This window comes from Escherichia sp. WS1265, from assembly GCF_046487585.1.
In the GTDB taxonomy this organism is placed as follows: domain Bacteria; phylum Pseudomonadota; class Gammaproteobacteria; order Enterobacterales; family Enterobacteriaceae; genus Escherichia; species Escherichia coli.
The window spans coordinates 1-26,922 of record NZ_JBJQJE010000003.1 but is presented as its reverse complement, the minus strand read 5'-3'; the positions used below and the strand labels follow the sequence as shown (position 1 = coordinate 26,922).

The following is a 26,922-nucleotide window of genomic DNA, read 5'->3' as shown; positions in this document are numbered from 1 at the left end:
CTGGAGAATCTGTGATGAATGGCACTATTTATCAGCGGATAGAAGACAATGCGCATTTCAGGGAGTTAGTCGAAAAACGGCAACGGTTTGCCACCATCCTGTCGATTATTATGCTGGCAGTTTATATCGGCTTTATTTTACTGATCGCCTTCGCGCCCGGCTGGCTGGGCACCCCGCTGAATCCGAACACCAGCGTCACACGCGGTATTCCGATTGGTGTTGGAGTGATTGTGATCTCCTTTGTTCTCACTGGTATCTACATCTGGCGGGCGAACGGCGAATTCGACCGTCTTAATAATGAAGTCCTGCATGAGGTACAAGCATCATGAAAAGAGTTCTGACGGCGCTTGCCGCCACACTCCCTTTCGCAGCTAACGCCGCGGATGCTATTAGCGGGGCCGTAGAGCGCCAGCCAACGAACTGGCAGGCGATTATTATGTTCCTGATTTTCGTCGTGTTTACGCTCGGCATTACCTATTGGGCGTCAAAACGCGTACGTTCTCGTAGCGACTACTACACCGCAGGCGGCAATATCACCGGTTTTCAGAACGGGCTGGCGATTGCCGGGGACTATATGTCTGCCGCCTCATTTTTGGGGATCTCCGCGCTGGTGTTTACCTCCGGCTATGACGGCTTAATTTACTCGCTGGGCTTCCTGGTGGGCTGGCCGATCATTTTGTTCCTGATTGCCGAACGTCTGCGTAACCTTGGTCGCTACACCTTTGCCGATGTAGCCTCTTACCGCCTGAAACAGGGGCCAATCCGTATTCTTTCGGCCTGTGGTTCTCTGGTGGTCGTGGCACTTTACCTTATCGCTCAGATGGTAGGCGCAGGTAAACTCATCGAACTGCTGTTTGGCCTTAACTATCACATTGCGGTAGTACTGGTCGGCGTGCTGATGATGATGTACGTCCTGTTCGGCGGCATGCTGGCGACCACCTGGGTACAGATTATCAAAGCCGTGCTGTTGCTGTTCGGTGCCAGCTTTATGGCCTTTATGGTGATGAAACACGTCGGCTTTAGCTTCAACAATCTGTTCAGCGAAGCGATGGCGGTACACCCGAAAGGTGTCGACATCATGAAGCCGGGCGGGCTGGTGAAAGATCCCATCTCCGCGCTCTCTCTGGGGCTAGGACTGATGTTTGGTACGGCTGGCTTGCCGCACATTCTGATGCGCTTCTTTACGGTCAGCGATGCCCGCGAAGCGCGTAAGAGCGTGTTCTACGCTACCGGATTTATGGGCTACTTCTATATTCTGACCTTTATTATCGGCTTCGGCGCGATCATGCTGGTTGGTGCGAATCCGGAATATAAAGACGCGGCGGGCCATCTGATTGGTGGTAACAACATGGCGGCAGTTCACCTGGCGAATGCAGTGGGTGGCAACCTGTTCCTCGGTTTTATTTCAGCGGTTGCTTTCGCCACCATTCTTGCGGTGGTTGCGGGTCTGACGCTGGCGGGCGCATCGGCGGTGTCTCACGACCTGTACGCTAACGTCTTCAAAAAAGGCGCGACCGAACGTGAAGAGCTGCGGGTATCAAAAATCACCGTTCTGATTTTGGGTGTGATTGCCATTATCCTCGGCGTGCTGTTTGAGAATCAGAACATCGCCTTCATGGTAGGCCTGGCGTTTGCCATCGCGGCGAGCTGTAACTTCCCGATCATTCTGCTTTCTATGTACTGGTCGAAACTGACTACCCGTGGCGCGATGCTGGGCGGCTGGTTAGGACTGATTACTGCGGTGGTGCTGATGATCCTCGGCCCGACGATTTGGGTACAGATCCTCGGTCACGAAAAAGCCATCTTCCCGTATGAATACCCGGCGCTGTTCTCTATCAGCGTGGCATTCCTCGGCATCTGGTTCTTCTCGGCAACCGATAACTCAGCGGAAGGCGCGCGCGAGCGTGAACTGTTCCGTGCGCAGTTTATCCGTTCCCAGACCGGCTTTGGCGTTGAGCAAGGCCGCGCGCATTAATCTCTCCCCTTCCCCGGTCGCCTGACCGGGGAATACTCTTCCTCTGCAAAATGCATCACCTTTTCCCATAATATTAAAGAAATAAACTCATTAAAAAATGAGCGATTTTTGACAGTTGTAGAAAATGATAATGCAGAGAATATGCCTTTTCTTTCTTGTTAATTATAAGGATATTTTATGCGCTATAATGGTTTAAATAATATGTTTTTTCCTCTTTGCCAGATTAACGATAACCACTCTGTCACAAGTCCATCACATACAAAGAAAACAAAATCAGATAATTACAGAAAACATCATAAAAACACGTTAATTGACAATAAAGCCCTCTCTCTTTTCAAAATAGATGATCATGAAAAAGTGATAGGCTTGATTCAGAAAATGAAAAGATTTTATGATAGTTTACCATCAGGAAAAATCACGAAAGAAACGGACAGGAAAATACATAAACATTTTATAGATATAGCTTCACATGCAAATAATAAATGTGACGATAGAATTACGAGAAGAGTTTACCTTAATAAAGATAAGGAAGTGTCCATTAAGGTAGTATATTTTATAAATAATGTCACCGTCCATAATAATACTATCGAAATCCCACAGACAGTAAATGGTGGTTACGATTTTTCACACCTTAGCCTGAAAGGCATCGTGATTAAAGATGAAGATTTATCCAATTCGAATTTTGCAGGTTGCAGACTACAAAACGCTATTTTCCAGGACTGTAATATGTATAAAACGAATTTTTATTGCGCCATAATGGAAAAAATACTTTTTGATAATTGTATTCTCGATGACTCAAATTTCGCTCAGATAAAAATGGCTGACGGAACTCTAAATGCATGCTCCGCTATGCATGTTCAATTCTACAATGCAGCAATGAATAGAGCCAATATTAAAAATACCTTCCTTGATTATTCAAATTTTTATATGGCGTACATGGCTGAGGCAAATCTTTATAAAGTAATAGCGCCATATGTTAATTTATTTAAAGCCGACCTTAGTTTCTCTAAACTCGATTTAATTAACTTTGACCATGCTGATCTGTCTCGCGTCAATCTGAACAAAGCAATCCTCCAGAATATAAACTTAATTGATAGCAAACTCTTTTTTACGCGGCTGACAAATACATTCCTCGAAATGGTTATATGTACCGGATCTAATATGGCTAATGTTAATTTTAATAATGCCAATTTAAGCAACTGCCATTTCAACTGTTCTATTTTAACAAAAGCCTGGATGTTTAATACCCGTCTCTATCGGGTTAATTTCGATGAGGCTAGCGTGCAGGGAATGGGCATTTCCATTCTCCGAGGGGAGGAAAATATCCCCATTAATAGTGATACTCTGATAACACTACAGAAATTCTTTGAAGAAGATTGTACCTCTCATACTGGCATGTCACAAACTGAGGATAATATTCATGCAGTCGCTATGAAGATTACTGCAGATATTATGCGAGATGCAGATTGAGGTTAAGCCGAAGAACAGCCAATGAATTGACTTTAAAAGAGAGATAACTTATTTGTTTTAGAATCATGTATGTTAGCCCGAGCTAACCTGTTAAAGGTGCAAAAGATTGCACCTTTTTCAAATTACCTCGGGCCTGGTTACGTCGCTTTCGGCTTACTGATTTTCCTCAATCAACAACGCTTCAAGCAAATCGAGATCGTGCAGTAATTTTTGCAGCGTTTCGTTGCTGATCTCCCGCGTGGCGCGCAGGTGGTACAGTTCAGCACGTTCAGAACGCAATGCCGCCAGACGGAAGCGACGCTCAAGGTTCTCTTCCTGCACGGAACTTTCAACGTCGTTACGTCCATCGGCGCGACGACGCAGGTTACCAATGACGCGAGAACTGACCTCCGTAAGCAGCTGGTTATCGATATTCTCTTCGGTATCCGCCGCCAGACGCTCCTCCATTTTCTGGATCGCCACAATCGCCACTTCTGCCGTTGCCGCTCGCGCAATACGTTCCTCTTTCAATTGTTGCGAATGGTCCGCGACTTCAATGTGTTGTAGCAGAATAGGCAACATCACCACGCCGACAAACAGCGAGAAGAGAATGACACCAGCCGCCAGGAATACCAGCTCATAGCGCGCCGGGAAGACGTTACCATCCGGCAAGAGCAGCGGGATAGAGAGCACACCGGCCAGAGTGATCGCCCCACGCACCCCGGCGAAAGACGCGATCAGGATTTCTCGTGTGGTCCACGAACCAAACTCCATCGGCTTCTTCTTCAGGAAGCGGTTGCTGAACTTTTTCATCGTCCACAGCCAGCCGAAACGGACCAGCATCAGCGCCGCATAAATCAGAATGATATCGGTAAACAGCATCCAGATTTCGACGTTAGGGTCGATTTCTGCCGCCATCAGCGACGTCTCCAGAATACCCGGCAGCTGCAGACCTAACAGCAGGAATACCATGCCGTTAAAGACAAATTCCAGCATCGCCCAGGTACTGTTTGCGCGCAGGCGCATTGCCAGCGGCGCACGGCGCATCACACCGGAGCGGGTGATGGTCATCCCGGCGGCAACCGCAGCGAGGATGCCGGAAACGCCAATATGTTCGGCAATCAGATAAGAAGCGAATGGCAGCAAGAACAGTAGAACAATCTGCGTCGCGGGTTCATCACCGCCCCAGCGGCTGAGGAATCGCAGCGAGCGACCATACAGCCAGCTCACTACAAAACCGGCGAGAATACCGCCAATGGCCACTTTCATAAATTCGACCGTCGCACCGCCGACGGTGAAGATCATCGTCCCCATCGCCACTGCTACGGCAAACTTCAACGACACCAGGCCGGAGGCGTCATTCATCAACGCTTCGCCCTGCAAAATGCCCATGATTTTTTTCGGGATGCGCCCTTCGCCAACAATCCCGGAGAGCGCCACAGCATCGGTCGGAGAAAGCACCGCCGCCAGCGCAAAGGCGGGGATCAGCGGAATGCCCGGCACCACCCAGTAAATAAGGAAGCCAATGCCGACCACGGTGACCACCACCAGCGCCAGCGCGAGGCCGAAAATCTCTCGACCATGTTCGAGAAATTCACGGGTCGGCGTTTTCCAGCCATCAGCGAACAGCAACGGCGGGATAAACAAGACTAAAAAGAGTTCAGGATCAAACTCCACATGCAAACCAAACGTCGGCCACGCCAGTAGCGCACCGATGGCGATTTGCATAAGCGGAAGCGGGATCTGAAAGGGCATGACACGAGTGACCACCCCGGACAGCGAGACCACGAGGGTCATTATCAGTATGGTGAAGAAGATTTCCATGCGTTCCCTGTTTGCGATGTTTTTTATGATCTGAGAAAGACGTTATGCCTGAATTCTCATTTTTTCAGAATATCGCAAAAGCTCACACAATGTGCGGAGAAAATAAAAACGGGCAGCCATTGCCACCCGTTTTCAGAATCATATGAAAGATTAGATAGCCCAGCCACCCGCATAGAAGGTCACCAGCGCCACGGCGATAACGACCGTACCGATGTTCAACTTGCGCCATTCGCCGGAAACCAGACGACCAATCACCAGAGTCGCGAAGCCGATCATGATGCCTGTTACGATGTTACAGGTCAGCACGATGAATACCGCCGTAACCAGACCCGCCATCGCATCAACAAAATCAGCAAAGTCGATTTTCGCCACGTTGCTCAGCATCAGCAGGCCAACGTACATCAGCGCTGGAGCCGTTGCGTACCCAGGAACGAGGTAAGAGAGCGGAGAGAGGAACAGAATCAGCAGGAACAGCACGCCAACGGTGATAGCCGTCAAACCGGTTTTACCGCCCGCCGCCGTACCCGCCGCAGACTCAATGTATACCGCTGCCGGAGCTGCCCCCACCAGGCCAGAGAAAACGCTGCTCATGGAGTCAGTGGTCAGTGCTTTCCCGCCGTCGATGATCTGCCCGTCTTTATCCAGCAGGTTCGCCTGGCCGGCGACGGCACGGATAGTTCCGGTGGCATCAAATACTGCCGTCATCACCAGCGCCAGAACGCTTGGCAGGACTACAGGATTCAGCGCGCCCATAATATCCAGGCTGCCAATCAGTGAATTGCCGTTTTCATCGCTCAATGAAGGCATGGCGAAAACGCCGGAGAAATGGACGTTAGGATCGAAGATCAAACCGACAATTGAGATACCGATAATGGTCAGCAGAATGCCACCAGGGACTTTCAGTTTTTCCAGGCCGATGATCACCGCCAGACCTACCAGTGACATAATCACCGGGAAGGTCGCGAAATCACCCAGCGCAACGGGCAGACCATCAAGCGGGTTTTTAATCACCAGACCGACACCATTAGCGGCAATGAGCAGCAGGAACAGACCGATACCGATCCCCGTGCCGTGCGCCACACCGTGCGGCAAGTTGCGCAAAATCCAGCTACGGATACCCGTGGCAGAAATTATCGTAAACAGCACACCCATCAGGAACACGGCACCCAGCGCGACAGGTACGCTAATATGTTGCCCCAGCACCAGACTGAATGCGGTAAACGCCGTCAGGGAGATGGCGCAACCAATCGCCAACGGCAGATTAGCCCACAGACCCATCACGATAGAACCGAGTCCGGCAACCAGACAGGTCGCAACGAAAACTGCCGCAGGCGGGAAGCCCGCTTTACCCAACATGCCTGGAACGACGATAACCGAGTAGACCATCGCCAGAAACGTTGTTAACCCGGCAACCACTTCCTGACGGACAGTGCTTCCACGTTGTGAAATTTTAAACCAGGCGTCGAGTGAACCGCCGGTACGCGCTGATGGCGTAGACATAAGAAAACATCCCCTGAGAGTTTAATTTTCGTCAAGATGCGTGGCGGACAATCCCCTGCCAGCGAAACGTTATCTTCCTGCTCCAGGTTTGCGACAAATTGGTGCGTCGCAAAAAAGCAAACGTTTAGCTCCGCGCATACAAAACGGGTGGTAAAAAAAGCAAACGATTATCCGGCGATCATAGCGGCTTTTTCAACCGAAGTTTGCTGCTTTTTTCTCTTTTATTGTCTTGACGATGAAAAACCAGGCAATTGATGCGCAAACGTTATCGTCGATGCGCAAGATTGCAGCGTTATCGAGCCGCATACCGTTCAGGATTGCGATAAAAAATCGTCTGAGATGACAAAAATATTGCGGCTAAAAAGTGTACTTTTACACTGGCGAAGAAACGCCGGTGACATACAATTAAAGCATCAACACCAACCGGAACCTCCACCACGTGCTCGAATGAGGTGTGTTGACGTCGGGGGAAACCCTCCTGTGTACCAGCGGGATAGAGAGAAAGACAAAGACCGGAAAACAAACTAAAGCGCCCTTGTGGCGCTTTAGTTTTGTTCATCTTCCAGTAAGCGTGCGCCGGTACCTTCTTCTCCTAAGCGGTCGCCCGGGTTACGCAATGGGCAATCACTGCGCGAAAGGCAGCCACAACCAATACATCCGTCCAGTTCGTCACGCAGCGCCACTAAGGTATGAATGCGCCGATCCAACTCTTCTCGCCATTGGGACGAAAGCTGTTTCCACTCTTTCGCACTTAATGTATGCCCTTCGGGCAACACGCCAAATGCTTCACGAATGGTCGCCAGCGGAATGCCAATACGCTGAGCAATTTTGATGATTGCGACATATCGCAACACATCACGTTTATATCGCCGCTGATTGCCACTATTACGGATACTGCTAATCAACCCTTTGCTTTCATAGAAATGCAGCGCCGATACCGCCACACCGCTGCGTTTTGCCACTTCGCCGGGGGTTAGCAGCGCTTTAATGCGGGGTAATTTCTTTTCCATAAATCGCTTTACCTCAAGTTAACTTGAGGAATTATACTCCCCAACAGATGAATTAACGAACTGAACACTGAAAAGAGGCAGATTTATGTCCCATCAGAAAATTATTCAGGATCTTATCGCATGGATTGACGAGCATATTGACCAGCCGCTTAACATTGATGTCGTCGCAAAAAAATCAGGCTATTCAAAGTGGTACTTACAGCGGATGTTCCGCACGGTGACGCATCAGACACTTGGTGATTACATTCGCCAACGCCGCCTGTTACTGGCCGCCGTTGAGTTGCGCACCACCGAGCGTCCGATTTTTGATATCGCAATGGACCTGGGTTATGTCTCGCAGCAGACCTTCTCCCGCGTTTTCCGTCGGCAGTTTGATCGCACTCCCAGCGATTATCGCCACCGCCTGTAGTTTTATTGCCCGCGCGTTAACTCCCGCGCGGGTAATTGCTCCATCCATTGCATAAACACCTGCGGCGGCATCGCCTTCGCAAAGAACCATCCCTGGCAATAGCGCACGCCGCGTTTGCGCAGCCAGTTAACCTGTTCCTCAGTTTCGACGCCTTCAGCGATCGTTTTTAATCCCAGGCTGTGCGCCAGCTCGATGATATGTTCCGCAATCAAATGACTGGTTTTATGGGTGGTCAGCGTCTCAACAAACGATTTATCGATTTTCAAAATATCGACATTCAATGATTTAAGGTTATGCAAGTTAGAGTAGCCAATACCAAAATCATCAATTGCCACTTCGTAACCAGCCTGGCGGAAAGCCAGAATAATCGGCGTCATTTTGTCGACATCAAGAAATGCATGTTCAGTCACTTCAAATTTAATTTGCTGCGGACGCACCGCATATTGCTCTGTTTTCTGGTTGGTTCGCGCTATCAACCGTGACGTATGAAAATCGGAGGCCGACAGGTTAATAGAAACATAGCGATCGACATGTGTTGCCAGGTACACGCCCAGATCGCGGAAGACATTATCAATAACATAATCAGTTATCTGTTCGATCATCCCCTCCTTTTCTGCCAGCGGAATAAACTCTGCCGGATTCATTACTTGCCCCTGCTCACCAGGCCAACGTAACAATGCTTCAGCTCCGATACATTTTTCTGTTTTGATATCGATTATTGGCTGGTAATAAAGGCAAAGTTGATGTTTTTCGAGGGCGCGTTGCAATTTGCGTTTGGGAGACAAATAGTTTTGTCGAATACGTAGCCAGAGTAATAACAGAACAAGACTCCCCAAAATACCGGCGGGTAATGCAAAAATAAGATGATTATAAAAATGTGCTATAAGACGTTGATATGAAGTCGCAACAATGGCTGCAATTGGGCGTTTTGTCGAATAAACTGTCGCATATAAATAGCCATTTCTTTGTACGGTTAAATCATTCAAATGAATCAGCGGAGAAAACGTTGCTGCCGAGGCCTCGTTGCTTAACGAGAAAAAGGTTTTCGTCACCGTATCATACACACCCCATTGCAATGTCGGATCATCAGACATCACTTCACTCCAGAAGAGAGGGTTGATGACCGCCACATAATTTCCCCGCTGCATATAGGTCATTTTATAGCCAGAGAAAAAAGGCGTATCGCGGTAATAATAGATAGAAACGTTAGGTTCACGTTTATAATCGGCCGGTGCAATCGTATAGCCGTTTACAGGCGCTATCAGCGATGAGCATAAAAAATGGTTATCACGGGCATAGATCAATTCATTAATATAAAGATAGCCACGAATAATATTCAACATTCGCTTTTGATGGGCTGGAGTGCAAACTTGCCCCTGATAGCGTTCTGCTGCATCGCTCACTAAATCTGCCTGGCGAATGACCAGCTCGGATTTATCCAGCGCCAGCTGAGCAAAAGTTTGGAGCTGACTATTCACTTCTGATTTTGCCCAAAGGAAGGCAATCCATAGCGACAGAATGATGGGAAAGAGAACTAAAAAGATAATGCCCGGCAACGCCAGTAATTGGTGTCGTGCACGATGACTCATTGCTATCAATTTCCTGCCTGTTTATACCCGGTCATTGCAAGGCGAGAACCCTGGTTATCGACGTCTTTAGATAAATCTTACGGTATAAATAGCACTTTTGCCTGATTTGAAATTGATACCTTTTTAATCGTCACCTGAATAAAAGTAATTCATTGATATTCAAAATTAATTTCCTAAAGAAATGCGGAGGCGGCGGGAAGATATACCCTTAATGCCACTGAAAAACCACATAATCTGTACAGCAATAAAAGTCACGGCCTAATCTGGCTAACAAACAATCAATTGTGATATAGTTCACAAAATTAATGAAACAAACAGAGTGTTTCATTTTTGTGTCCTGCAAGCCCCGCGATAGCCAGAGTGTACCACGCCTCCCGTGAACAACGCCGCGCTGTCCAGGGCATCGGCTCTTTTCAGAGGAATTGTTTGATGGCTACCCTCACCACTGGCGTGGTTCTACTTCGCTGGCAACTTCTTAGTGCCGTAATGATGTTTCTGGCCAGCACGCTCAACATCCGTTTTCGTCGGTCTGATTATGTCGGGCTTGCAGTGATCAGCAGCGGTCTGGGCGTGGTTTCTGCCTGCTGGTTCGCAATGGGGTTGCTTGGCATCACAATGGCGGATATCACCGCCATCTGGCACAACATCGAGTCGGTGATGATTGAAGAGATGAATCAGACACCGCCACAATGGCCAATGATTTTAACTTGATATGTAGAAGCCTCCATAACGGAGGCTTCTTTTTTTATGGCTGGCAGATGCTTTAATCATCCACCTTAAAACAATATAACCTATTGTTTTAATGACAAATCAGAACGGAATATCGTCATCAAAATCCATCGGCGGCTCGTTAGACGGTGCTGCCGGAGCGGACTGCTGCGGGCGAGACTGCGCGCCGCCGCTGAACTGATTGCCGCCCTGCGGCTGCTGAGGCTGACCCCAACCGCCCTGCGGCTGACCACCACCGATATTGCCACCTGCAGGAGCGCCACCACCCTGACGACCACCCAGCATCTGCATGGTGCCGCCAACGTTCACCACGACTTCTGTGGTGTAGCGATCCTGACCGGATTGATCGGTCCATTTGCGGGTACGCAGCTGACCTTCGATATAAACCTGAGAACCTTTACGCAGATATTCGCTGGCCACTTCTGCCAGTTTGCCGAACAGCACAACGCGGTGCCATTCAGTCTGCTCTTTCATCTCGCCGGTCGCTTTATCACGCCAGGATTCGGAAGTAGCCAGCGTAATGTTGGCAACTGCGCCACCATTTGGCATGTAGCGTACTTCCGGGTCCTGACCCAGATTACCAACGAGAATAACCTTGTTTACGCCTCTGCTGGCCATGTTCGTGTCTCCTGAAAAAAAATCGTTCTGAATAAGTGTAAACGCGCGATTGTACCATTACCAATAGCGCTTTTACTATGTTGTGACCTCGGTTCCGGGAAACAAACCTGGCCAGACATTGTTACACAACACTCCGGGTATTGCATTCCAATACTGTATATTCATTCAGGTCAATTTGTGTCATAATTAACCGTTTGTGATCGCCGGTAGCACCATGCCACCGGGCAAAAAAGCGTTTAATCCGGGAAAGGTGAATGGATAAGATCGAAGTTCGGGGCGCCCGCACCCATAATCTCAAAAACATCAACCTCGTTATCCCCCGCGACAAGCTTATTGTCGTGACCGGGCTTTCGGGTTCTGGCAAATCCTCGCTCGCTTTCGACACCTTATATGCCGAAGGGCAGCGCCGTTACGTTGAATCCCTTTCCGCCTACGCGCGGCAGTTTCTGTCACTGATGGAAAAGCCGGACGTCGACCATATTGAGGGGCTTTCTCCTGCCATCTCGATTGAGCAGAAATCGACGTCTCATAACCCGCGTTCTACGGTGGGGACAATCACCGAAATCCACGACTATTTGCGTCTGCTGTACGCTCGCGTTGGTGAGCCGCGCTGCCCGGACCACGATGTTCCGCTGGCGGCACAAACCGTCAGCCAGATGGTGGATAACGTGTTGTCGCAGCCGGAAGGCAAGCGTCTGATGCTACTCGCGCCAATCATTAAAGAGCGCAAAGGCGAACACACCAAAACGCTGGAGAACCTGGCAAGTCAGGGTTACATCCGTGCTCGTATTGATGGCGAAGTCTGCGATCTTTCCGATCCGCCGAAACTGGAACTGCAAAAGAAACATACCATTGAAGTGGTGGTTGATCGCTTCAAGGTGCGTGACGATCTTACCCAACGTCTTGCCGAGTCGTTTGAAACCGCGCTGGAGCTTTCCGGTGGTACCGCGGTAGTTGCGGATATGGACGACCCGAAAGCGGAAGAGCTGCTGTTCTCCGCCAACTTCGCCTGCCCAATTTGCGGCTACAGTATGCGCGAGCTGGAACCGCGCCTGTTTTCGTTTAACAACCCGGCGGGGGCCTGCCCAACCTGTGACGGCCTTGGCGTGCAGCAATATTTCGATCCTGACCGCGTGATCCAGAATCCGGAACTGTCGCTGGCTGGCGGTGCGATTCGAGGCTGGGATCGCCGCAACTTCTATTACTTCCAGATGCTGAAATCGCTGGCAGATCACTATAAGTTCGACGTCGAAGCGCCGTGGGGCAGCCTGAGCGCGAACGTGCATAAAGTGGTGTTGTACGGTTCTGGCAAAGAAAACATTGAATTCAAATACATGAACGATCGTGGCGATACCTCCATTCGTCGTCATCCGTTCGAAGGCGTGCTGCACAATATGGAGCGCCGTTATAAAGAGACAGAATCCAGTGCGGTACGCGAAGAATTAGCCAAGTTTATCAGCAATCGCCCGTGCGCCAGCTGCGAAGGGACGCGTCTGCGTCGGGAAGCGCGCCATGTGTATGTCGAGAATACGCCGCTGCCTGCTATCTCCGACATGAGCATCGGTCATGCGATGGAATTCTTCAACAATCTCAAACTCGCAGGTCAGCGGGCGAAGATTGCGGAAAAAATCCTTAAAGAGATCGGCGATCGCCTGAAATTCCTCGTTAACGTCGGCCTGAATTACCTGACACTTTCCCGCTCGGCAGAAACGCTTTCTGGCGGTGAAGCCCAGCGTATCCGTCTGGCGAGCCAGATTGGTGCGGGCCTGGTTGGCGTTATGTACGTGCTCGATGAGCCGTCTATCGGCCTGCACCAGCGCGATAACGAGCGCCTGTTGGGTACGCTTATCCATCTGCGCGATCTCGGTAATACCGTGATTGTGGTGGAGCACGACGAAGACGCGATTCGCGCCGCTGACCATGTGATCGACATTGGTCCTGGTGCGGGTGTTCACGGCGGTGAAGTGGTCGCGGAAGGTCCACTGGAAGCGATTATGGCGGTGCCGGAGTCGTTGACCGGGCAGTACATGAGCGGTAAACGCAAGATTGAAGTGCCGAAGAAACGCGTTCCGGCGAATCCGGAAAAAGTGCTGAAGCTGACAGGCGCACGCGGTAATAACCTGAAAGACGTGACGCTGACGCTGCCAGTCGGTCTGTTTACCTGCATCACAGGGGTTTCAGGTTCCGGTAAATCGACACTGATTAACGACACACTGTTCCCGATTGCCCAACGCCAGTTGAATGGGGCGACCATCGCCGAACCGGCACCGTATCGCGATATTCAGGGGCTGGAGCATTTCGATAAAGTGATCGATATCGACCAAAGCCCAATTGGTCGTACTCCGCGTTCTAACCCGGCGACCTATACCGGCGTGTTTACACCTGTGCGCGAACTGTTTGCGGGCGTACCGGAATCCCGTGCGCGCGGCTATACGCCAGGACGTTTCAGCTTTAACGTCCGTGGCGGACGCTGCGAGGCCTGTCAGGGCGACGGCGTGATCAAAGTGGAGATGCACTTCCTGCCGGATATCTACGTACCGTGCGACCAGTGCAAAGGCAAACGCTATAACCGTGAAACGCTGGAGATTAAGTACAAAGGCAAAACCATCCACGAAGTGCTGGATATGACCATCGAAGAGGCGCGTGAGTTCTTTGATGCCGTACCTGCACTGGCGCGTAAGCTGCAAACGTTGATGGACGTTGGTCTGACGTACATTCGCCTCGGGCAGTCCGCAACCACACTTTCTGGTGGTGAAGCCCAGCGCGTGAAGCTGGCGCGTGAGCTGTCAAAACGCGGCACCGGGCAGACGCTGTATATTCTTGATGAGCCGACCACCGGTCTGCACTTCGCCGATATTCAGCAACTGCTCGACGTACTGCATAAACTGCGCGATCAGGGCAACACCATTGTGGTGATTGAGCACAATCTCGACGTGATCAAAACCGCTGACTGGATTGTCGACCTGGGACCAGAAGGCGGCAGTGGCGGCGGCGAAATCCTCGTCTCCGGTACGCCAGAAACCGTCGCGGAGTGCGAAGCTTCGCATACGGCGCGCTTCCTCAAGCCGATGCTGTAATCGTTAAGGCCGCTTTCTGAGCGGCCTTTTCCTTTCAGAGTTGCACCAGCAATTTACGTTTTTCTTCCGGCAGCAAATTCACCGCCTGCTGATAAGACGCATCCACCAGATAATAGATTTGCGAATCCGGCAGCGAACCGTCGAGATAAACAGTGCTCCAGTGCGCTTTGTTCAGATGGCGGCTCGGACGCACATCACTGTGCTGCTGACGTAACAACTCTGCCAGCTCCGGGCTGGTTTTCAGCGAAACAGCTGGGCGATTTTCTACTTCTTTCACCATCGCAAACAGTACATCTTCCACTTTGATCTGCGTCGCTTTCCAGTCGTTATGCACGCTCTGTTCTGCGCCTGGTTTTGCCATGCAATATTGTAGCAACTCCGAAATGGTCATTTTTTACTCCCCTTGTAGTGTCGCGATGATGCGACGCGATCCGCCGTGGATGCGATGTTCCCCCAGCCAGATGCCTTGCCAGGTGCCGGTCTGAATACGCCCTTTATGCACCGGCAATACAAGCGATGTTCCCAGTATTGAGGATTTGATATGAGAAGGCATATCGTCTGCTCCCTCATAGTCATGCTCATAATTTCCGTTATCGGGAACGGTGCGGAGGAAAAAACGCTCCATGTCGTGGCGTACGGTGGGATCGCAGTTCTCATTAAGTGTCAGAGAGGCGGAGGTATGTTGCAGCAACAGATGCAGTAAACCGATGTTAACGCGCGGCATATCAGCCAGCTGATTCAAAATTTCATCCGTTACCAGATGAAACCCACGAGATTTGGCGCTAAGCGTGAGCGTCTTTTGATACCACATGTGCTGCTCCTTGATAAAACTCTCTTAATCAGTTTGCAGCAAGACAGCGAAAGGATAAAGGTGTGATTAAAAAAACAGCATTCGGGAGAGTGTCACGCTCTCCCGCTCTGTCAGTATTCTGAATTGATGATCACCTCTTCACCAAACGCACCCGCTTGTGGCAAGGGTTTGTAGGTAGAGTTGGAGGCGCGCAGAATGCGGATACCACGAGCGCCGACATCGCGTGCGGCGGTAATATCGTTATCGGAATCGCCATAAAAAATTCGGATATTTTTATCCTGCAGCCATTGCGATTTTGTATTTTGCCCTGGTTTATCGCCCGCAAAGATCACCGGATTCATGTTGGTGGCAGGAATATGAAAATTATCCGCCAGCGTTTTTGAAACCGTTTCTGTTTTCGTCGGGCTACGACCAGTCACAAAGAAGATCGCGTCACCGCGGCGTACATGCATATCAATCAGCTGGCGAGCGACCTCTTTTGGAATGCTGAATTCATCCCAGCCATTGTGCATTTTTTCCCAGAACACAGGATTTTTCAGATAATCTTCGCTTTCTGGCGAGAAGGTTTTTTTGCCGCGCCAGAAGCCCGGACTGGAAAAAAGTACCGTGTCATCGATATCAAACCCCACCGCCATTGGCGGACGCCCTGCGAGGCTATTTTCAATTTGTGCGACCGAAACCCAATGAATTGGTGCCTGTTCAGCAAGCCTGGCAACGTTAGTACCAGGGTTAAGCGGTGAAGGAGATGAGGCCAGGGCAACAGCGGAACTGTTTAGAGCGAACAATAAGCAAACGGCACTGATTGCCTGTGTGATCTTGCGCATATTTTTCCCTAAATAGTCAGTATGTTGAAACTTTTTATTGTGAGATTTGTTGCAAAAACCATCTGACCATAACGCCAGCAGCCGGGGAAAGGAAGGATTATCTGCGGTTTTTGTGATGAAAAGCAGGATGATTATATTTAACCCAGTAAATACGTTCCTGTCGTTTTTTGTAAAAAAAATGTTTATTACGCGATGTAAGAATACATTAATTTTGCGTTTATTATGATGAATCCTCTGCAAATGAGCGAAATTTGATAGAACATTTATCTGCTGTACGATTTAATAAACTTAATGATACAGCATTACAAAAACAATCGAAGTTTATAAAGATGATTTCTGATTGACCAGCCCCCTACCCTACAATGGTGACTAATTTTATTACTCCCGAAGGAGATGATGATATGAATATATCAAATGTGAATAGCAACAAAACGACATCTTTACCTGTAGAGCTAGATACACTAAATAACAAAGATATCTCTTATGCCAAAGATTTCTCTTATGCCAAAGATCTCTTTTTATATATAGAAACACAGTTAAAAATTGCAAAAGATTTTTGTAGACCTGGAGAAGAAGTATCAAGTTCTATTGCAAGTACAGTTTTTCACGCATTTATTGATTTAGTTAACAAAATCAGGGGTAAGAAAGATTGTATGTATATTTGCACGCTTTGCTGTTTTGCCGAGGAGGTTAAAGGTGATTATTCTCATTACAGGACCTTTTTATTTGATATTGGTAATCAATATAAGGTTAAACTTACACAAAGCGGAAAAAAAGAGTTCTCTTTAACTTTAGAATTTAACGATACTATAATTGAATCTCAGATAGTCACAGGCAATAAGGCAAAGCATATTCTTGAGGATATAGAAAAATCCTATCGTAACAAACCCGATACTTATTATTAAATTTAATAATGGTTAGATGTGCAAAAATTATTATTCCACACGGTAAAACAGGGAAAAGCACTCCAGAACATTGGGATAAACTTAACAAGTTAGAACTAACAACGTTTTATTACCTCTCACGTAGAACGATGGCATCAAAAAAATCATCTATAAAGCAAGAGTGAAAGCGACAACAGTTTAATTTCACTGCAGGCTGGGTAACTCCAGCCTGCTTTCCTGCATTACATCACCGCAGCAAACGCCTTTGCCACACATTGTACATTTGCCGTATTTAACCCGGCGACACACATGCGACCGCTGGCGATGAGATAGACACCAAATTCTTCACGTAGTTGGTCAACCTGAGCGGCACTTAAACCGGTATAACTGAACATACCGCGCTGATTAAGCAGATAATCGAAATTGCGTTCTGGCATTTCTGTGCTCAATACCTTCACCAGTTCCTGACGCATCGCCAGAATGCGAGTACGCATCTCTTCTACTTCCGCCAGCCAGCTGGCTTTCAATGCCTCGTCATTCAGCACCGCAGCCACCACCTGCGCACCAAAATTCGGCGGGCTGGAGTAGTTGCGGCGAACTGTTGCTTTCAATTGCCCCAGTACGCGGCCTGCGGCTTCGGCATCTTCACACAGCACAGAAAGTCCGCCGACGCGCTCGCCGTAAAGGGAGAAAATTTTCGAGAACGAATTGCTCACCAGAGCGGGTAATCCAGCGCTGGCAATGGCGCGAATGGCGTAGGCATCCTCTTCCATACCGGCACCAAATCCTTGATAGGCAATATCAAGAAATGGGATAAGCTCGCGGGCTTTGAGAATTTGAATCACCGCATCCCACTGGTCATTAGTGAGATCGGCACCCGTTGGGTTGTGGCAACATGGGTGCAGCAACACAATACTGCGGGCAGGTAATGTTTTTAGCGTCGCCAACAGGTCATTAAAGCGCACGCCGTTAGTCGCTTCGTCATACCAGGGGTAAGTACTCACTTCGAATCCAGCCCCGGCGAATATTGCTACGTGGTTTTCCCAGGTAGGATCGCTGACCCAGACGCCTGATTCCGGGAAGTAGCGTTTCAGGAAATCTGCGCCCACTTTCAATGCCCCTGAGCCGCCAAGGGTTTGAATGGTTGCTACGCGCTGTTGTTGCAGTACCGGATGGTCCGCACCAAACAGCAGCGGCGCAATGGCATGGCGATAGCTATTAAGCCCTTCCATCGGTAAATAAAGCGAAGCACCATGAGGCTGTGCATTCAGGCGCGCTTCCGCTTCCGCCACGGCTTTCAGTTGGGGAATAATTCCGTCTTCGTTGTAGTACAGACCGATACTTAAATTCACTTTGTCGCTGCGAGGGTCTTCTTTGAAACGCTCCATAAGCGTAAGAATCGGGTCGCCAGCGTAGGCGTCAACTTTTTGAAACACGCGATGGTTCTCCAGGTTTACGGGCAGGTGGTTAAGACACAATAAACCGGAAGAAGGCGAAGATCGAGTGGATGTTCAGGAGCGAACGGTAATTAGCAACAGAGTGAGACTCATGACAAACGTACATTCGCCAGAGGCACGACCTTTATAAGAACATGAAAGAACATCAACTTATTGAATTGGTAGGATTTTATTGGCCGGATAAGGCATTCACGCCGCATCCGGCACAGACAATCAAATATTACAGAACGATTAATCCACGTATTTCATCGCGACCCTTGAAGTCAGGCGCGTAATAAGTTCGTAAGCGCTCACTTTTGTCATTTCAGCGATACGTTCTACGGGCAAACCTTCGCCCCACAAAATGACCGGGTCCCCGGCTTTATCCTGCGCCTGTGGACCTAAGTCTACGCAGATCATATCCATCGCCACGCGCCCGACAATCGGGACTTCGCGACCGTTCACCAGCACTGGCGTACCGGACGGCGCGGCGCGCGGATAACCATCGCCATAACCCATCGCGACTACGCCAAGACGAGTATCACGTTCGCTTACCCAGGTTCCACCATAACCAACAGGCTCTCCGGCTTTATGCTCACGCACGGCAATCAGGCTGGAGGTTAGTGACATCACTGGCTGACAGCCAAAATCGGCACCGGTGGAGCGATCTTCCAGCGGAGATACACCGTAAAGAATAATACCCGGGCGCACCCAGTCAAAATGCGACTGTGGCCAGAGTAAAATGCCACCCGATGCGGCAATGGAACGTTGACCAGGTTTGCCTTCGCAAAAGGTATTAAAGATAGCGAGTTGTTTCTCGGTTGCGCCGCATTTTGGTTCATCCGCGCGCGCAAAATGGCTGACGATATTCACCGGCTGACGAACGTTTTTGCACTGGGTCAGGCGATGATAAAACGCCTCAGCCTGTTCCGGCCTTACGCCCAGACGGTGCATACCGGTATCGAGTTTCATCCAGACGGTAACCGGCTCGTCCAGGCTAGCCTCTTCCAGCGCAGCCAGCTGTTCTTCGTTATGCACGGCGGTATGAAAATGTTGCGCAGAAATCGTCGGCAGATCTCTGGCATCAAAAAAGCCTTCGAGTAACAGTACAGGTTTGGTGATTCCCCCCGCACGCAGTCGCAGAGCTTCTTCGAGACGGGCTACGCCAAAGGCGTCAGCATCGGGGAGCGTTCGCGCGGTCTCAAGAAGACCGTGACCATAAGCGTTCGCTTTCACCACCGCAACCATTTTACTGGCAGGTGCCAGTTCACGAAGACGTTGCAGGTTGTGTCGCAGAGCGCGGCGGTTAATCACAACAGTTGCCGCTTGCATTTGTGTTCCTTGATAAGTGTTTGCTTTAATTACCTAATTCATAAAATAATTATTATTCGTCGTCGTACTGCGGCCCCGCATAGTTGTCGAAGCGCGACCATTGACCGTTAAAGGTCAGGCGTACCGTCCCGATTGGGCCGTTACGTTGTTTACCGATAATAATTTCCGCGATGCCTTTTAAATCACTGTTTTCGTGATACACCTCATCACGATAGATAAACATGATCAAGTCCGCATCCTGCTCGATAGAGCCAGATTCACGCAGGTCGGAGTTGACCGGGCGTTTGTCGGCACGTTGTTCCAGAGAACGGTTCAACTGGGACAGCGCCACCACCGGCACGTTCAGTTCTTTCGCCAGTGCTTTCAGCGAGCGGGAGATTTCTGCAATTTCCAGCGTACGGTTATCGGAAAGCGCCGGTACGCGCATCAGTTGCAGGTAGTCGATCATGATAAGCCCGATGCCGCCGTGTTCACGGGCAATACGGCGCGCGCGGGAACGCACTTCCGTTGGCGTCAGGCCGGAGGAGTCATCGATATAGATATTACGTTTTTCGAGCAAAATACCCATGGTGCCGGAAATGCGCGCCCAGTCTTCATCATCGAGCTGCCCGGTACGGATTTTAGTCTGGTCAACGCGCGACAGCGACGCCAGAGAACGCATCATAATCTGTTCTGATGGCATCTCCAGCGAGAAGATAAGTACCGGTTTATCCTGCAACATCGCCGCGTTTTCGACGAGGTTCATCGCAAATGTCGTTTTACCCATCGACGGACGCGCGGCGACGATGATCAAATCCGACGGCTGCAAGCCAGCGGTTTTTTTGTTGAGATCGTCATAACCGGTGTTTACCCCGGTAACGCCATCGTGTGGCTGCTGAAACAACTGCTCAATACGCGCCACCGTGGCGTCGAGCACATCAGCGATGTTCTTCGGCCCTTCGTCTTTGTTTGCACGACTTTCGGCAATTTTAAAGACGCGGGATTCAGCCAGGTCCAGCAGATCTTCGCTGGTGCGCCCCTGCGGATCAAAACCGGCTTCGGCAATCTCATTCGCAACCGAAATCATCTCGCGAACAACGGCACGTTCACGCACGATGTCCGCATAAGCACTGATGTTCGCCGCACTTGGCGTATTTTTTGACAGCTCCGCCAGATAAGCGAAACCACCGACGCTATCGAGTTGCCCCTGGCGTTCCAGCGATTCCGCAAGGGTAATCAGATCGATAGGACTACCACTTTCCTGCAAACGCGCCATTTCAGTAAAGATATGACGGTGTGGGCGGGTGTAAAAATCGTCTGCCACCACACGCTCGGCTACATCGTCCCAGCGTTCGTTATCCAGCATTAAACCGCCCAACACCGACTGCTCCGCTTCGATCGAGTGCGGAGGCACTTTCAGCCCGGCAACTTGTGGATCGCGTTCGCGGGGTTCAGCCTGCTGTTTGTTGAAGGGTTTATTTCCTGCCATAGTGAATGGAGTTACCGAGATAAAGAATGGGTCGAAACTTTACCATATGAAGCAGACCCTGACGATACGTTCTGGAGGACACATGGCAACACGAATTGAATTTCACAAGCACGGTGGCCCGGAAGTACTTCAAGCCGTAGAGTTCACTCCTGCCGATCCGGCGGAGAATGAAATCCAGGTCGAAAATAAAGCCATCGGCATCAATTTTATCGACACGTATATCCGCAGCGGCCTTTACCCACCGCCATCGCTACCCAGCGGATTAGGTACCGAAGCGGCAGGCATCGTGAGTAAAGTCGGCAGTGGTGTAAAGCATATTAAGGCAGGCGATCGTGTAGTCTATGCGCAGTCGGCGTTAGGCGCTTACAGCTCGGTGCATAACATTAATGCGGATAAAGCGGCGATTCTGCCTGCGGCAATTTCTTTTGAGCAAGCGGCGGCATCCTTCCTGAAAGGCTTAACGGTTTATTATCTGCTGCGCAAAATCTATGAAATTAAACCTGATGAGCAGTTCCTGTTCCACGCAGCGGCTGGCGGCGTTGGCTTGATTGCCTGCCAGTGGGCAAAAGCTCTGGGCGCGAAACTTATCGGCACCGTAGGAACCGCGCAAAAAGCGCAGAGCGCGCTAAAAGCCGGCGCGTGGCAGGTTATTAACTATCGTGAAGAGAATCTGGTCGAGCGATTGAAAGAGATCACCGGCGGTAAGAAAGTGCGCGTAGTGTACGATTCCGTGGGCAGAGACACCTGGGAACGGTCGCTGGATTGCCTGCAACGCCGCGGCTTAATGGTGAGTTTTGGCAACTCATCAGGTGCGGTTACCGGTGTGAACTTAGGCATTCTCAATCAGAAAGGCTCGTTGTATGTGACACGCCCTTCCCTGCAAGGCTATATCACCACGCGGGAGGAATTAACCGAGGCCAGTAATGAACTGTTCTCTTTGATTGCCAGCGGTGTGATTAAGGTCGATGTCGCCGAGCAGCAGAAATATCCGCTGAAGGATGCGCAGCGTGCGCATGAGATTCTGGAAAGCCGGGCGACGCAAGGTTCCAGCCTGTTGATTCCATAAAAGAAATAGGGCTTCCACCTGGGAAGCCCTTTCTTTTTATAGTTCGGCTGTATGTAGGGTACAGCACGATGAATCTGTTAGAGGCGCAATAGTGACAGATTTGATTATCAATTCCTATTTTGTTCTAAGGATAAAACCTTAGGTTGTGATCATCCGCACAATCCCTTAGTAACGCCAGCGGTCATAACGCTGATATTTAGGCACTTTTGGTGCTTTAATCGCCTTAATAACCCACACCACCGCAATCGCCAGTAGTAACCACGGCAGCAACTTAATCATCAATGCCAGCATACCGCCGAGGAACATAATGGCCGTCGCCACAACCAGCGCAGCGATAATACCCAGCAACGAAACGCCGGTGACCATCAGCATGACAAAAAAGCCAATCACAAAAAGTAGTTCCAGCATGATGCTCTCCCAAATATGAAATCTCTTGCTGGCATTACAAGAATCATGCCAAAAATAATCTATTGATTTAACAGCAAAACGCCCCGCGACGGTGCGCAGGGCGTGGTGAATTTGACTACTTTTTGGTGAAAAGTTAACGCTTATCTGCCACCAGTTTGAGCGCGTGTTCCAGCACGTTAATGTCAGCACCCGCTTTATGGGCATTTTCACTTAAATAACGCCGCCACTGCCGCGCGCCAGGAATACCCTGGAACAAGCCCAGCATATGCCGGGTAATATGGCCGAGATACGTCCCCTGGCTGAGTTCACGCTCAATGTACGGATACATGGCACGCACCACCGCCACCGGATCGGCATCGGTATCCGAAGAACCAAAGATCTCTCGGTCTACCGCCGCCAGAATGCCTGGATTCTGATACGCTTCGCGCCCGACCATCACGCCATCCATATGTTGCAAATGCGCTTTAGCCTCTTCCAGCGACTTGATGCCACCGTTAATCGACATCGTCAGATGCGGAAAGTCACGCTTCAGTTGATACACACGCGGATAATCGAGCGGCGGGATTTCACGGTTTTCTTTCGGGCTTAACCCAGAAAGCCAGGCTTTACGTGCGTGGATGATGAACATCTCACACTCGCCTTTGCCGGAAACGGTGTTGATGAAATCGCAGAGAAATTCATAGCTGTCCTGGTCATCGATTCCAATACGCGTTTTCACCGTCACCGGAATCGACACCACATCGCGCATCGCTTTCACGCAGTCGGCAACCAGCTGCGCATTACCCATCAGACACGCCCCAAACATGCCGTTCTGCACCCGGTCAGACGGGCAGCCGACATTCAGGTTGATCTCATCATATCCGCGCGCTTCTGCCAGCTTCGCACACTGCGCCAGCGCCGCCGGATCGCTACCGCCGAGTTGCAACGCTACCGGATGTTCTTCTTCACTGTACGCCAGATAATCACCTTTACCGTGAATAATCGCCCCTGTGGTCACCATTTCGGTATACAGCAACGTATTGCGGGAAAGCAGACGCAAGAAATAGCGGCAATGTCTGTCCGTCCAGTCGAGCATTGGAGCAATGCTAAACCGAGAATTCCAGTAAACACCAGTTTTTTCAGGCATCACGCTGGTTTGATTAATTTTTTGTGTTTCATGATTATCGTGCATTTTTGAACATTTCAGGCTATTTTTCTCGCGTTAGGTTCCCGCACAGGTTCCCACGTTTTATGGGAACCCGAAATAACGAGGTCGTGTAATGGCGTACTATAACATAGAGAAACGACTAAAATCCGATGGCACACCACGCTATCGCTGTAATGTGATTATCAAAGAAAAAGGTGTTATCACTTACAGGGAAAGCAAAACATTCCCTAAACATGCTCATGCCAAAACATGGGGAACACAGAAAGTGATGGAATTAGATCTATATGGCATTCCATCATCAAATGCAGTTGACGGACTTACAGTCCGTGACTTACTACACAAATATTTAAATGACCCAAATGCCGGAGGTAAAGCAGGCCGTACTAAAAGATATGTGCTGGAACTGCTTATGGATAGTGACATCTCCGCGATCAAACTATCTGAACTGACAGAAAATGACGTAATTGAACATTGCAGGCTAAGAAACAACGCTGGTGCAGGTCCAGCAACAGTCAGCCACGATGTTAGTTATCTTGGCAGTGTTCTGGATGCGGCCAAACCTGTATACGGAATTAATTACACATCAAACCCGGCGAAAAGCGCTCGCCCATATCTACTTAAACTTGGTTTGATTGGTAAATCAAACCGTCGTAATCGTAGACCAGCATCTGATGAACTGGACATGCTCATTGAAGGCCTTCAACAACGATCTACTCATAAATGCTCAAAAATTCCGTTCGTTGATATCCTCAAATTTTCTGTGTGGTCCTGTATGCGGATCGGAGAAGTATGCCGGTTACGATGGGAAGATCTCGACCAGGAACAAAAATCTATACTCGTAAGAGACAGGAAAGATCCACGCAAAAAGGAAGGCAACCACATGAAAGTAGCCTTGCTTGGGGAAGCCTGGGATATCGTCCAACGACAGCCCAAAAAATCGGAATTCATTTTTCCATATAACAGCACTTCTGTTACTGCAGGATTTCAGAGGGTAAGAAGCAAATTAGGTATTAAAGATCTGCGATACCATGATTTGCGTAGAGAAGGGGCAAGTCGCTTATTTGAGGCTGGTTTTAGTATTGAGGAAGTCGCTCAGGTTACAGGGCATCGTTCATTAAACGTGCTATGGCAGGTATATACCGAACTGTATCCGAAATCTTTACATAATCGTTTTGAAGAGCTCCAAAGGAGCAGAAATAAGACCTCTTGACACTGTTTATCCATACAGTTAAAAATAACACTGTATACAAACACAGTATAGAGGGACTTTTATGCGTATTGAGATCTGCATAGCCAAAGAAAAAATGACTAAAATGCCAAACGGTGCTGTGGATGCGTTAAAGGAAGAATTAACCCGACGCATCAGTAAACGTTATGACGATGTAGAGGTGATCGTAAAAGCCACCAGCAACGATGGCCTTTCTGTTACGCGCACCGCCGATAAAGATTCAGCTAAAACTTTTGTTCAGGAAACTCTGAAAGATACCTGGGAGTCTGCTGACGAGTGGTTTGTTCACTAATTAGCACGTAAAATCAGTAACGGCTGGAAATCATTCAATACTCGCACTATCGAAAGTTAACCAGCCAGCCGCAGTATCCTATCATGACAAGTTACTGCGGCTTTTTACTTTTTATATTTAACGGATCAACATCCAGATCAGCAGACACGGCACCACCGGCACAGCAAAATCCATCAGGCTTGCCACATCCCACGCGCGCGGATCAAAACCGCCCCACCACGGCATATTCATACGCTTGCCATGCCCGAACATTTCAATCCAGCGATATTCTGCCTGGGTGTGTTCACGCGCAATGAAGAACGTACAACCGGCTATCGCTCCGTAAGCCCAGTTCCCGGTAAAAAAACCAATCAGTAGCTGCGCAGCCACAGCACAAAGAGCATGAAGGAAAGGTGTTATATCCATTTTCATCCTACCCAATATAACGGGGCGCTCGTCCCCTTAATATTATTTAGACGCAAGCGCCGCCTCAATTGCAGATAATCTTTGTCTTAATTCTGCGTTTTCTTCTTCCAGTGCTGTTATCCTGTCGTCTGACTCTCTGGCTACCTGAACAAGCAAGCCAGTAACACCAGAATAATCTACAGTGTAATACCGTTCACCTTCTTCTCCATCTAATCCACTCCCACCGTCTGGATATTTCATCATAGACCCTACGACTTCGGGGATGGCTTCCAGGGCTTCTTGTGCAATAACACCAGCGTAAGGCATACCGTTTTCTTTAAGCGTGTATGTATAGCCGTTCATTTTACGGATGCGGTCAGTTGCATTATCGATCACCTGAATGTTGTCTTTCAGATCCCGGTCAGAGCCTTGATTAAATGCACTTGCATTGCACGCGCCGTTAACCGTTAATTCGTAGGTATTGCTGGTAGTTTTCTGCGCATAGAACATATAAGCGCCACCATCAACACCGACTTCATAAACAACAGGACGGCTGGAGTTGCCCCACAATTGAGCAGTAACACCAGCATAAGCGGTTCCCTGTGTGTTTAATGTCATGGTTGACCCATGATTGGCATATTTGATCTGTAATGTGTCGGTGTAATCAAATTTAATAAGCGCGTTACTTCCACGCTTGCTGTATGACATAAGGCAGTTACCCATTTTGAGGTATCCGCTGTCACCGGGAAAAATCATCGTACCGCCATAAAGGTTGGTAAAGTCCCAGCAAATGTTTGTCCCGTTATCGTTCAGGTTAAGGCGCGCCATTGCGTTACCTGGACTGTCTATCCATTTTTTGAGGTATAGTTCGCAATATGCATCCTCAACACCTGCCGTCCTGTGAGTTGAGCGGAGTTTTCTCCCAAATATAGCTCCGCTAGTTGGCAATACCTGCTGATACCATGAAGCAGACCAGTCACCAACGGTTTCATCTTTGCTGTCTACATATGATTTTGTTGCGTAGCTTCCTTGATCGTTTTTTAATTTGCTAACATCGGATTTTAGCGTTTTGATGTCATCAGGAATTACTGTCGATGTAGCCATTATTCTTCCTCACATCCAGCCACGAAGTTGATGCTCAACAGCAACCACGTATTCATCGAATATTGACGGTGTTTTCACATCATTAATGATGCGCACGTTTACAAAATATCCGTCTTCCTTAACACATACCGGTTCGCCATCTTCATTCAGTTCTCCGGTTTCTTTGTACACGTTACCTATCACGTCAATAAGAATATCATCCTGCATCGACTCGTCATCATAATAGCCAGTACTCTCCATAAAGGCTGAAAAGTCGGCCCTGTCGGCAAATTTGAGGGTTAAGTCTCGCATTATATTTTTTCTCCCTGCTGCGCTGCTGTTAATTCCCTGTGCCAGATACGCAAATTTCGGACGTGCC

General features: G+C 49.2%; 25 protein-coding genes and 2 pseudogenes. 10 read left to right on the top strand and 17 right to left on the bottom strand.

The window, feature by feature from the left end; all coding sequences use genetic code 11:
* The first annotated feature begins 14 nt into the window (after positions 1 to 14).
* The 3 genes from ACJHX3_RS04055 (at position 15) to ACJHX3_RS04045 (ending at position 3,445) form a co-directional block, all read left to right on the top strand.
* Positions 15 to 329: a DUF485 domain-containing protein gene (locus ACJHX3_RS04055; RefSeq protein ID WP_001014565.1), complete on the top strand. Its 315-nt coding sequence runs from the start codon at positions 15 to 17 to the stop codon at positions 327 to 329.
* On the top strand, positions 326 to 1,975 hold the full coding sequence (gene actP, locus ACJHX3_RS04050) for a cation/acetate symporter ActP (RefSeq protein ID WP_000832571.1): 1,650 nt from the start codon (positions 326 to 328) through the stop codon (positions 1,973 to 1,975). Before ACJHX3_RS04055 ends, actP begins: the two co-directional genes overlap by 4 nt.
* 177 nt (positions 1,976 to 2,152) lie before the next feature.
* Positions 2,153 to 3,445, top strand: coding sequence for a pentapeptide repeat-containing protein (locus ACJHX3_RS04045; protein WP_094308600.1), 1,293 nt, complete (start codon positions 2,153 to 2,155; stop codon positions 3,443 to 3,445).
* 153 nt (positions 3,446 to 3,598) lie between these two features.
* Here ACJHX3_RS04045 and ACJHX3_RS04040 read toward each other — a convergent pair whose 3' ends face one another.
* The 3 genes from ACJHX3_RS04040 to soxR all read right to left on the bottom strand — a co-directional run bounded on the left by ACJHX3_RS04040 (position 3,599) and on the right by soxR (position 7,758).
* Positions 3,599 to 5,248, bottom strand: coding sequence for a Na+/H+ antiporter (locus tag ACJHX3_RS04040; protein WP_000402207.1), 1,650 nt, complete (start codon positions 5,246 to 5,248; stop codon positions 3,599 to 3,601).
* A 150-nt stretch (positions 5,249 to 5,398) separates the two neighbouring features.
* A complete protein-coding gene (gene ghxP / locus ACJHX3_RS04035) occupies positions 5,399 to 6,748 on the bottom strand; it encodes a guanine/hypoxanthine transporter GhxP (protein ID WP_000106871.1) in 1,350 nt (449 codons plus the stop codon).
* Positions 6,749 to 7,293: 545 nt separating this feature from the next.
* Positions 7,294 to 7,758: a redox-sensitive transcriptional activator SoxR gene (soxR, locus tag ACJHX3_RS04030; RefSeq protein WP_000412424.1), complete on the bottom strand. Its 465-nt coding sequence runs from the start codon at positions 7,756 to 7,758 to the stop codon at positions 7,294 to 7,296.
* An 85-nt stretch (positions 7,759 to 7,843) separates the two neighbouring features.
* Here soxR and soxS point away from each other — a divergent pair, with 85 nt between their 5' ends.
* A complete protein-coding gene (gene soxS / locus ACJHX3_RS04025) occupies positions 7,844 to 8,167 on the top strand; it encodes a superoxide response transcriptional regulator SoxS (protein WP_000019358.1) in 324 nt (107 codons plus the stop codon).
* A gap of 2 nt (positions 8,168 to 8,169) precedes the next feature.
* On the opposite strand, the gene pdeC is transcribed toward soxS, so the two are convergent.
* Positions 8,170 to 9,756 (bottom strand): c-di-GMP phosphodiesterase PdeC, encoded by a 1,587-nt coding sequence (gene pdeC / locus ACJHX3_RS04020; protein WP_000019572.1) that lies wholly within the window; start codon positions 9,754 to 9,756, stop codon positions 8,170 to 8,172.
* A gap of 429 nt (positions 9,757 to 10,185) precedes the next feature.
* Here pdeC and ACJHX3_RS04015 point away from each other — a divergent pair, with 429 nt between their 5' ends.
* Positions 10,186 to 10,467 (top strand): YjcB family protein, encoded by a 282-nt coding sequence (locus ACJHX3_RS04015; RefSeq protein ID WP_001295689.1) that lies wholly within the window; start codon positions 10,186 to 10,188, stop codon positions 10,465 to 10,467.
* 99 nt (positions 10,468 to 10,566) lie between these two features.
* Here ACJHX3_RS04015 and ssb1 read toward each other — a convergent pair whose 3' ends face one another.
* Positions 10,567 to 11,103, bottom strand: coding sequence for a single-stranded DNA-binding protein SSB1 (ssb1, locus tag ACJHX3_RS04010; RefSeq protein ID WP_000168305.1), 537 nt, complete (start codon positions 11,101 to 11,103; stop codon positions 10,567 to 10,569).
* 254 nt (positions 11,104 to 11,357) lie between these two features.
* Here ssb1 and uvrA point away from each other — a divergent pair, with 254 nt between their 5' ends.
* Complete coding sequence (uvrA, locus tag ACJHX3_RS04005; RefSeq protein ID WP_000357763.1) at positions 11,358 to 14,180, top strand: excinuclease ABC subunit UvrA; 2,823 nt, start codon at positions 11,358 to 11,360, stop codon at positions 14,178 to 14,180.
* A 34-nt stretch (positions 14,181 to 14,214) separates the two neighbouring features.
* On the opposite strand, the gene ACJHX3_RS04000 is transcribed toward uvrA, so the two are convergent.
* The 3 genes from ACJHX3_RS04000 to aphA all read right to left on the bottom strand — a co-directional run bounded on the left by ACJHX3_RS04000 (position 14,215) and on the right by aphA (position 15,815).
* Positions 14,215 to 14,571, bottom strand: coding sequence for an MmcQ/YjbR family DNA-binding protein (locus tag ACJHX3_RS04000; RefSeq protein WP_000155657.1), 357 nt, complete (start codon positions 14,569 to 14,571; stop codon positions 14,215 to 14,217).
* A gap of 3 nt (positions 14,572 to 14,574) precedes the next feature.
* Positions 14,575 to 14,991 (bottom strand): secondary thiamine-phosphate synthase enzyme YjbQ, encoded by a 417-nt coding sequence (locus tag ACJHX3_RS03995; RefSeq protein ID WP_000270370.1) that lies wholly within the window; start codon positions 14,989 to 14,991, stop codon positions 14,575 to 14,577.
* Between the two features lie 110 nt (positions 14,992 to 15,101).
* Positions 15,102 to 15,815 (bottom strand): acid phosphatase AphA, encoded by a 714-nt coding sequence (gene aphA / locus ACJHX3_RS03990; protein WP_094308601.1) that lies wholly within the window; start codon positions 15,813 to 15,815, stop codon positions 15,102 to 15,104.
* Between the two features lie 401 nt (positions 15,816 to 16,216).
* Between aphA and ACJHX3_RS03985 the strand changes: the two are divergent.
* A pseudogene (locus ACJHX3_RS03985) lies at positions 16,217 to 16,439 on the top strand (hypothetical protein).
* A 502-nt stretch (positions 16,440 to 16,941) separates the two neighbouring features.
* On the opposite strand, the gene tyrB reads toward ACJHX3_RS03985, so the two are convergent.
* The 3 genes from tyrB to dnaB form a co-directional block, all read right to left on the bottom strand.
* Positions 16,942 to 18,135, bottom strand: a complete 1,194-nt coding sequence (gene tyrB, locus ACJHX3_RS03980; protein WP_000486972.1) for an aromatic amino acid transaminase — start codon at positions 18,133 to 18,135, stop codon at positions 16,942 to 16,944.
* 252 nt (positions 18,136 to 18,387) lie between these two features.
* On the bottom strand, positions 18,388 to 19,467 hold the full coding sequence (gene alr, locus ACJHX3_RS03975) for an alanine racemase (protein ID WP_001147328.1): 1,080 nt from the start codon (positions 19,465 to 19,467) through the stop codon (positions 18,388 to 18,390).
* A gap of 52 nt (positions 19,468 to 19,519) precedes the next feature.
* Positions 19,520 to 20,935, bottom strand: a complete 1,416-nt coding sequence (gene dnaB / locus ACJHX3_RS03970; RefSeq protein ID WP_000918363.1) for a replicative DNA helicase — start codon at positions 20,933 to 20,935, stop codon at positions 19,520 to 19,522.
* 82 nt (positions 20,936 to 21,017) lie between these two features.
* On the opposite strand from dnaB, the gene ACJHX3_RS03965 reads away from it, so the two are divergent.
* The gene (locus ACJHX3_RS03965) at positions 21,018 to 22,001 is read left to right on the top strand and encodes a quinone oxidoreductase (protein ID WP_094321808.1); all 984 of its coding nucleotides are present in this window, start codon (positions 21,018 to 21,020) and stop codon (positions 21,999 to 22,001) included.
* Positions 22,002 to 22,166: 165 nt separating this feature from the next.
* Here ACJHX3_RS03965 and pspG read toward each other — a convergent pair whose 3' ends face one another.
* On the bottom strand, positions 22,167 to 22,409 hold the full coding sequence (gene pspG, locus ACJHX3_RS03960; RefSeq protein ID WP_000891404.1) for an envelope stress response protein PspG: 243 nt from the start codon (positions 22,407 to 22,409) through the stop codon (positions 22,167 to 22,169).
* A 133-nt stretch (positions 22,410 to 22,542) separates the two neighbouring features.
* Entirely contained in the window at positions 22,543 to 23,580 is a 1,038-nt protein-coding gene (gene dusA / locus ACJHX3_RS03955; protein WP_000543828.1) for a tRNA dihydrouridine(20/20a) synthase DusA, read from the bottom strand.
* An 88-nt stretch (positions 23,581 to 23,668) separates the two neighbouring features.
* Here dusA and ACJHX3_RS03950 point away from each other — a divergent pair, with 88 nt between their 5' ends.
* Positions 23,669 to 24,766: a tyrosine-type recombinase/integrase gene (locus ACJHX3_RS03950; RefSeq protein ID WP_000332271.1), complete on the top strand. Its 1,098-nt coding sequence runs from the start codon at positions 23,669 to 23,671 to the stop codon at positions 24,764 to 24,766.
* Positions 24,767 to 24,827: 61 nt separating this feature from the next.
* A complete protein-coding gene (locus tag ACJHX3_RS03945) occupies positions 24,828 to 25,076 on the top strand; it encodes a DinI-like family protein (protein WP_001217539.1) in 249 nt (82 codons plus the stop codon).
* Here the strand turns inward: ACJHX3_RS03945 and ACJHX3_RS03940 are convergent.
* From ACJHX3_RS03940 to ACJHX3_RS03925, 4 genes and pseudogenes are all read right to left on the bottom strand, one after another.
* Positions 25,073 to 25,153 (bottom strand): annotated as a pseudogene (locus ACJHX3_RS03940) (capsid protein); the annotation flags it as partial. The gene ACJHX3_RS03945 and the pseudogene ACJHX3_RS03940 overlap by 4 nt on opposite strands.
* A gap of 40 nt (positions 25,154 to 25,193) precedes the next feature.
* The gene (locus tag ACJHX3_RS03935; protein ID WP_094308604.1) at positions 25,194 to 25,481 is read right to left on the bottom strand and encodes a hypothetical protein; all 288 of its coding nucleotides are present in this window, start codon (positions 25,479 to 25,481) and stop codon (positions 25,194 to 25,196) included.
* Between the two features lie 42 nt (positions 25,482 to 25,523).
* Positions 25,524 to 26,564 carry a tail fiber domain-containing protein gene (locus ACJHX3_RS03930; protein ID WP_024240110.1) on the bottom strand — a complete coding sequence of 347 codons (1,041 nt, stop codon included), beginning with the start codon at positions 26,562 to 26,564 and terminating at the stop codon, positions 25,524 to 25,526.
* 9 nt (positions 26,565 to 26,573) lie between these two features.
* Entirely contained in the window at positions 26,574 to 26,855 is a 282-nt protein-coding gene (locus ACJHX3_RS03925; RefSeq protein WP_410236126.1) for a hypothetical protein, read from the bottom strand.
* Positions 26,856 to 26,922 lie beyond the last annotated feature (67 nt).

What these genes read in the sequence shown, in the direction of transcription:
- ACJHX3_RS03965 (WP_094321808.1), top strand. Translation starts at nt 21,018, where the DNA reads ATGGCAACACGAATTGAATTTCACAAGCACGGTGGCCCGGAAGTACTT.
- soxS (WP_000019358.1), top strand. Translation starts at nt 7,844, where the DNA reads ATGTCCCATCAGAAAATTATTCAGGATCTTATCGCATGGATTGACGAG.
- ghxP (WP_000106871.1), bottom strand. Translation starts at nt 6,748, where the DNA reads ATGTCTACGCCATCAGCGCGTACCGGCGGTTCACTCGACGCCTGGTTT.
- alr (WP_001147328.1), bottom strand. Translation starts at nt 19,467, where the DNA reads ATGCAAGCGGCAACTGTTGTGATTAACCGCCGCGCTCTGCGACACAAC.
- ACJHX3_RS04040 (WP_000402207.1), bottom strand. Translation starts at nt 5,248, where the DNA reads ATGGAAATCTTCTTCACCATACTGATAATGACCCTCGTGGTCTCGCTG.
- soxR (WP_000412424.1), bottom strand. Translation starts at nt 7,758, where the DNA reads ATGGAAAAGAAATTACCCCGCATTAAAGCGCTGCTAACCCCCGGCGAA.
- ACJHX3_RS04000 (WP_000155657.1), bottom strand. Translation starts at nt 14,571, where the DNA reads ATGACCATTTCGGAGTTGCTACAATATTGCATGGCAAAACCAGGCGCA.
- ACJHX3_RS03950 (WP_000332271.1), top strand. Translation starts at nt 23,669, where the DNA reads ATGGCGTACTATAACATAGAGAAACGACTAAAATCCGATGGCACACCA.
- ACJHX3_RS04045 (WP_094308600.1), top strand. Translation starts at nt 2,153, where the DNA reads ATGCGCTATAATGGTTTAAATAATATGTTTTTTCCTCTTTGCCAGATT.
- ACJHX3_RS03930 (WP_024240110.1), bottom strand. Translation starts at nt 26,564, where the DNA reads ATGGCTACATCGACAGTAATTCCTGATGACATCAAAACGCTAAAATCC.
- aphA (WP_094308601.1), bottom strand. Translation starts at nt 15,815, where the DNA reads ATGCGCAAGATCACACAGGCAATCAGTGCCGTTTGCTTATTGTTCGCT.
- ACJHX3_RS03925 (WP_410236126.1), bottom strand. Translation starts at nt 26,855, where the DNA reads ATGCGAGACTTAACCCTCAAATTTGCCGACAGGGCCGACTTTTCAGCC.
- ACJHX3_RS04055 (WP_001014565.1), top strand. Translation starts at nt 15, where the DNA reads ATGAATGGCACTATTTATCAGCGGATAGAAGACAATGCGCATTTCAGG.
- ACJHX3_RS03935 (WP_094308604.1), bottom strand. Translation starts at nt 25,481, where the DNA reads ATGGATATAACACCTTTCCTTCATGCTCTTTGTGCTGTGGCTGCGCAG.
- actP (WP_000832571.1), top strand. Translation starts at nt 326, where the DNA reads ATGAAAAGAGTTCTGACGGCGCTTGCCGCCACACTCCCTTTCGCAGCT.
- pspG (WP_000891404.1), bottom strand. Translation starts at nt 22,409, where the DNA reads ATGCTGGAACTACTTTTTGTGATTGGCTTTTTTGTCATGCTGATGGTC.
- ACJHX3_RS04015 (WP_001295689.1), top strand. Translation starts at nt 10,186, where the DNA reads ATGGCTACCCTCACCACTGGCGTGGTTCTACTTCGCTGGCAACTTCTT.
- ACJHX3_RS03995 (WP_000270370.1), bottom strand. Translation starts at nt 14,991, where the DNA reads ATGTGGTATCAAAAGACGCTCACGCTTAGCGCCAAATCTCGTGGGTTT.
- dusA (WP_000543828.1), bottom strand. Translation starts at nt 23,580, where the DNA reads ATGCACGATAATCATGAAACACAAAAAATTAATCAAACCAGCGTGATG.
- dnaB (WP_000918363.1), bottom strand. Translation starts at nt 20,935, where the DNA reads ATGGCAGGAAATAAACCCTTCAACAAACAGCAGGCTGAACCCCGCGAA.
- ssb1 (WP_000168305.1), bottom strand. Translation starts at nt 11,103, where the DNA reads ATGGCCAGCAGAGGCGTAAACAAGGTTATTCTCGTTGGTAATCTGGGT.
- uvrA (WP_000357763.1), top strand. Translation starts at nt 11,358, where the DNA reads ATGGATAAGATCGAAGTTCGGGGCGCCCGCACCCATAATCTCAAAAAC.
- ACJHX3_RS03945 (WP_001217539.1), top strand. Translation starts at nt 24,828, where the DNA reads ATGCGTATTGAGATCTGCATAGCCAAAGAAAAAATGACTAAAATGCCA.
- pdeC (WP_000019572.1), bottom strand. Translation starts at nt 9,756, where the DNA reads ATGAGTCATCGTGCACGACACCAATTACTGGCGTTGCCGGGCATTATC.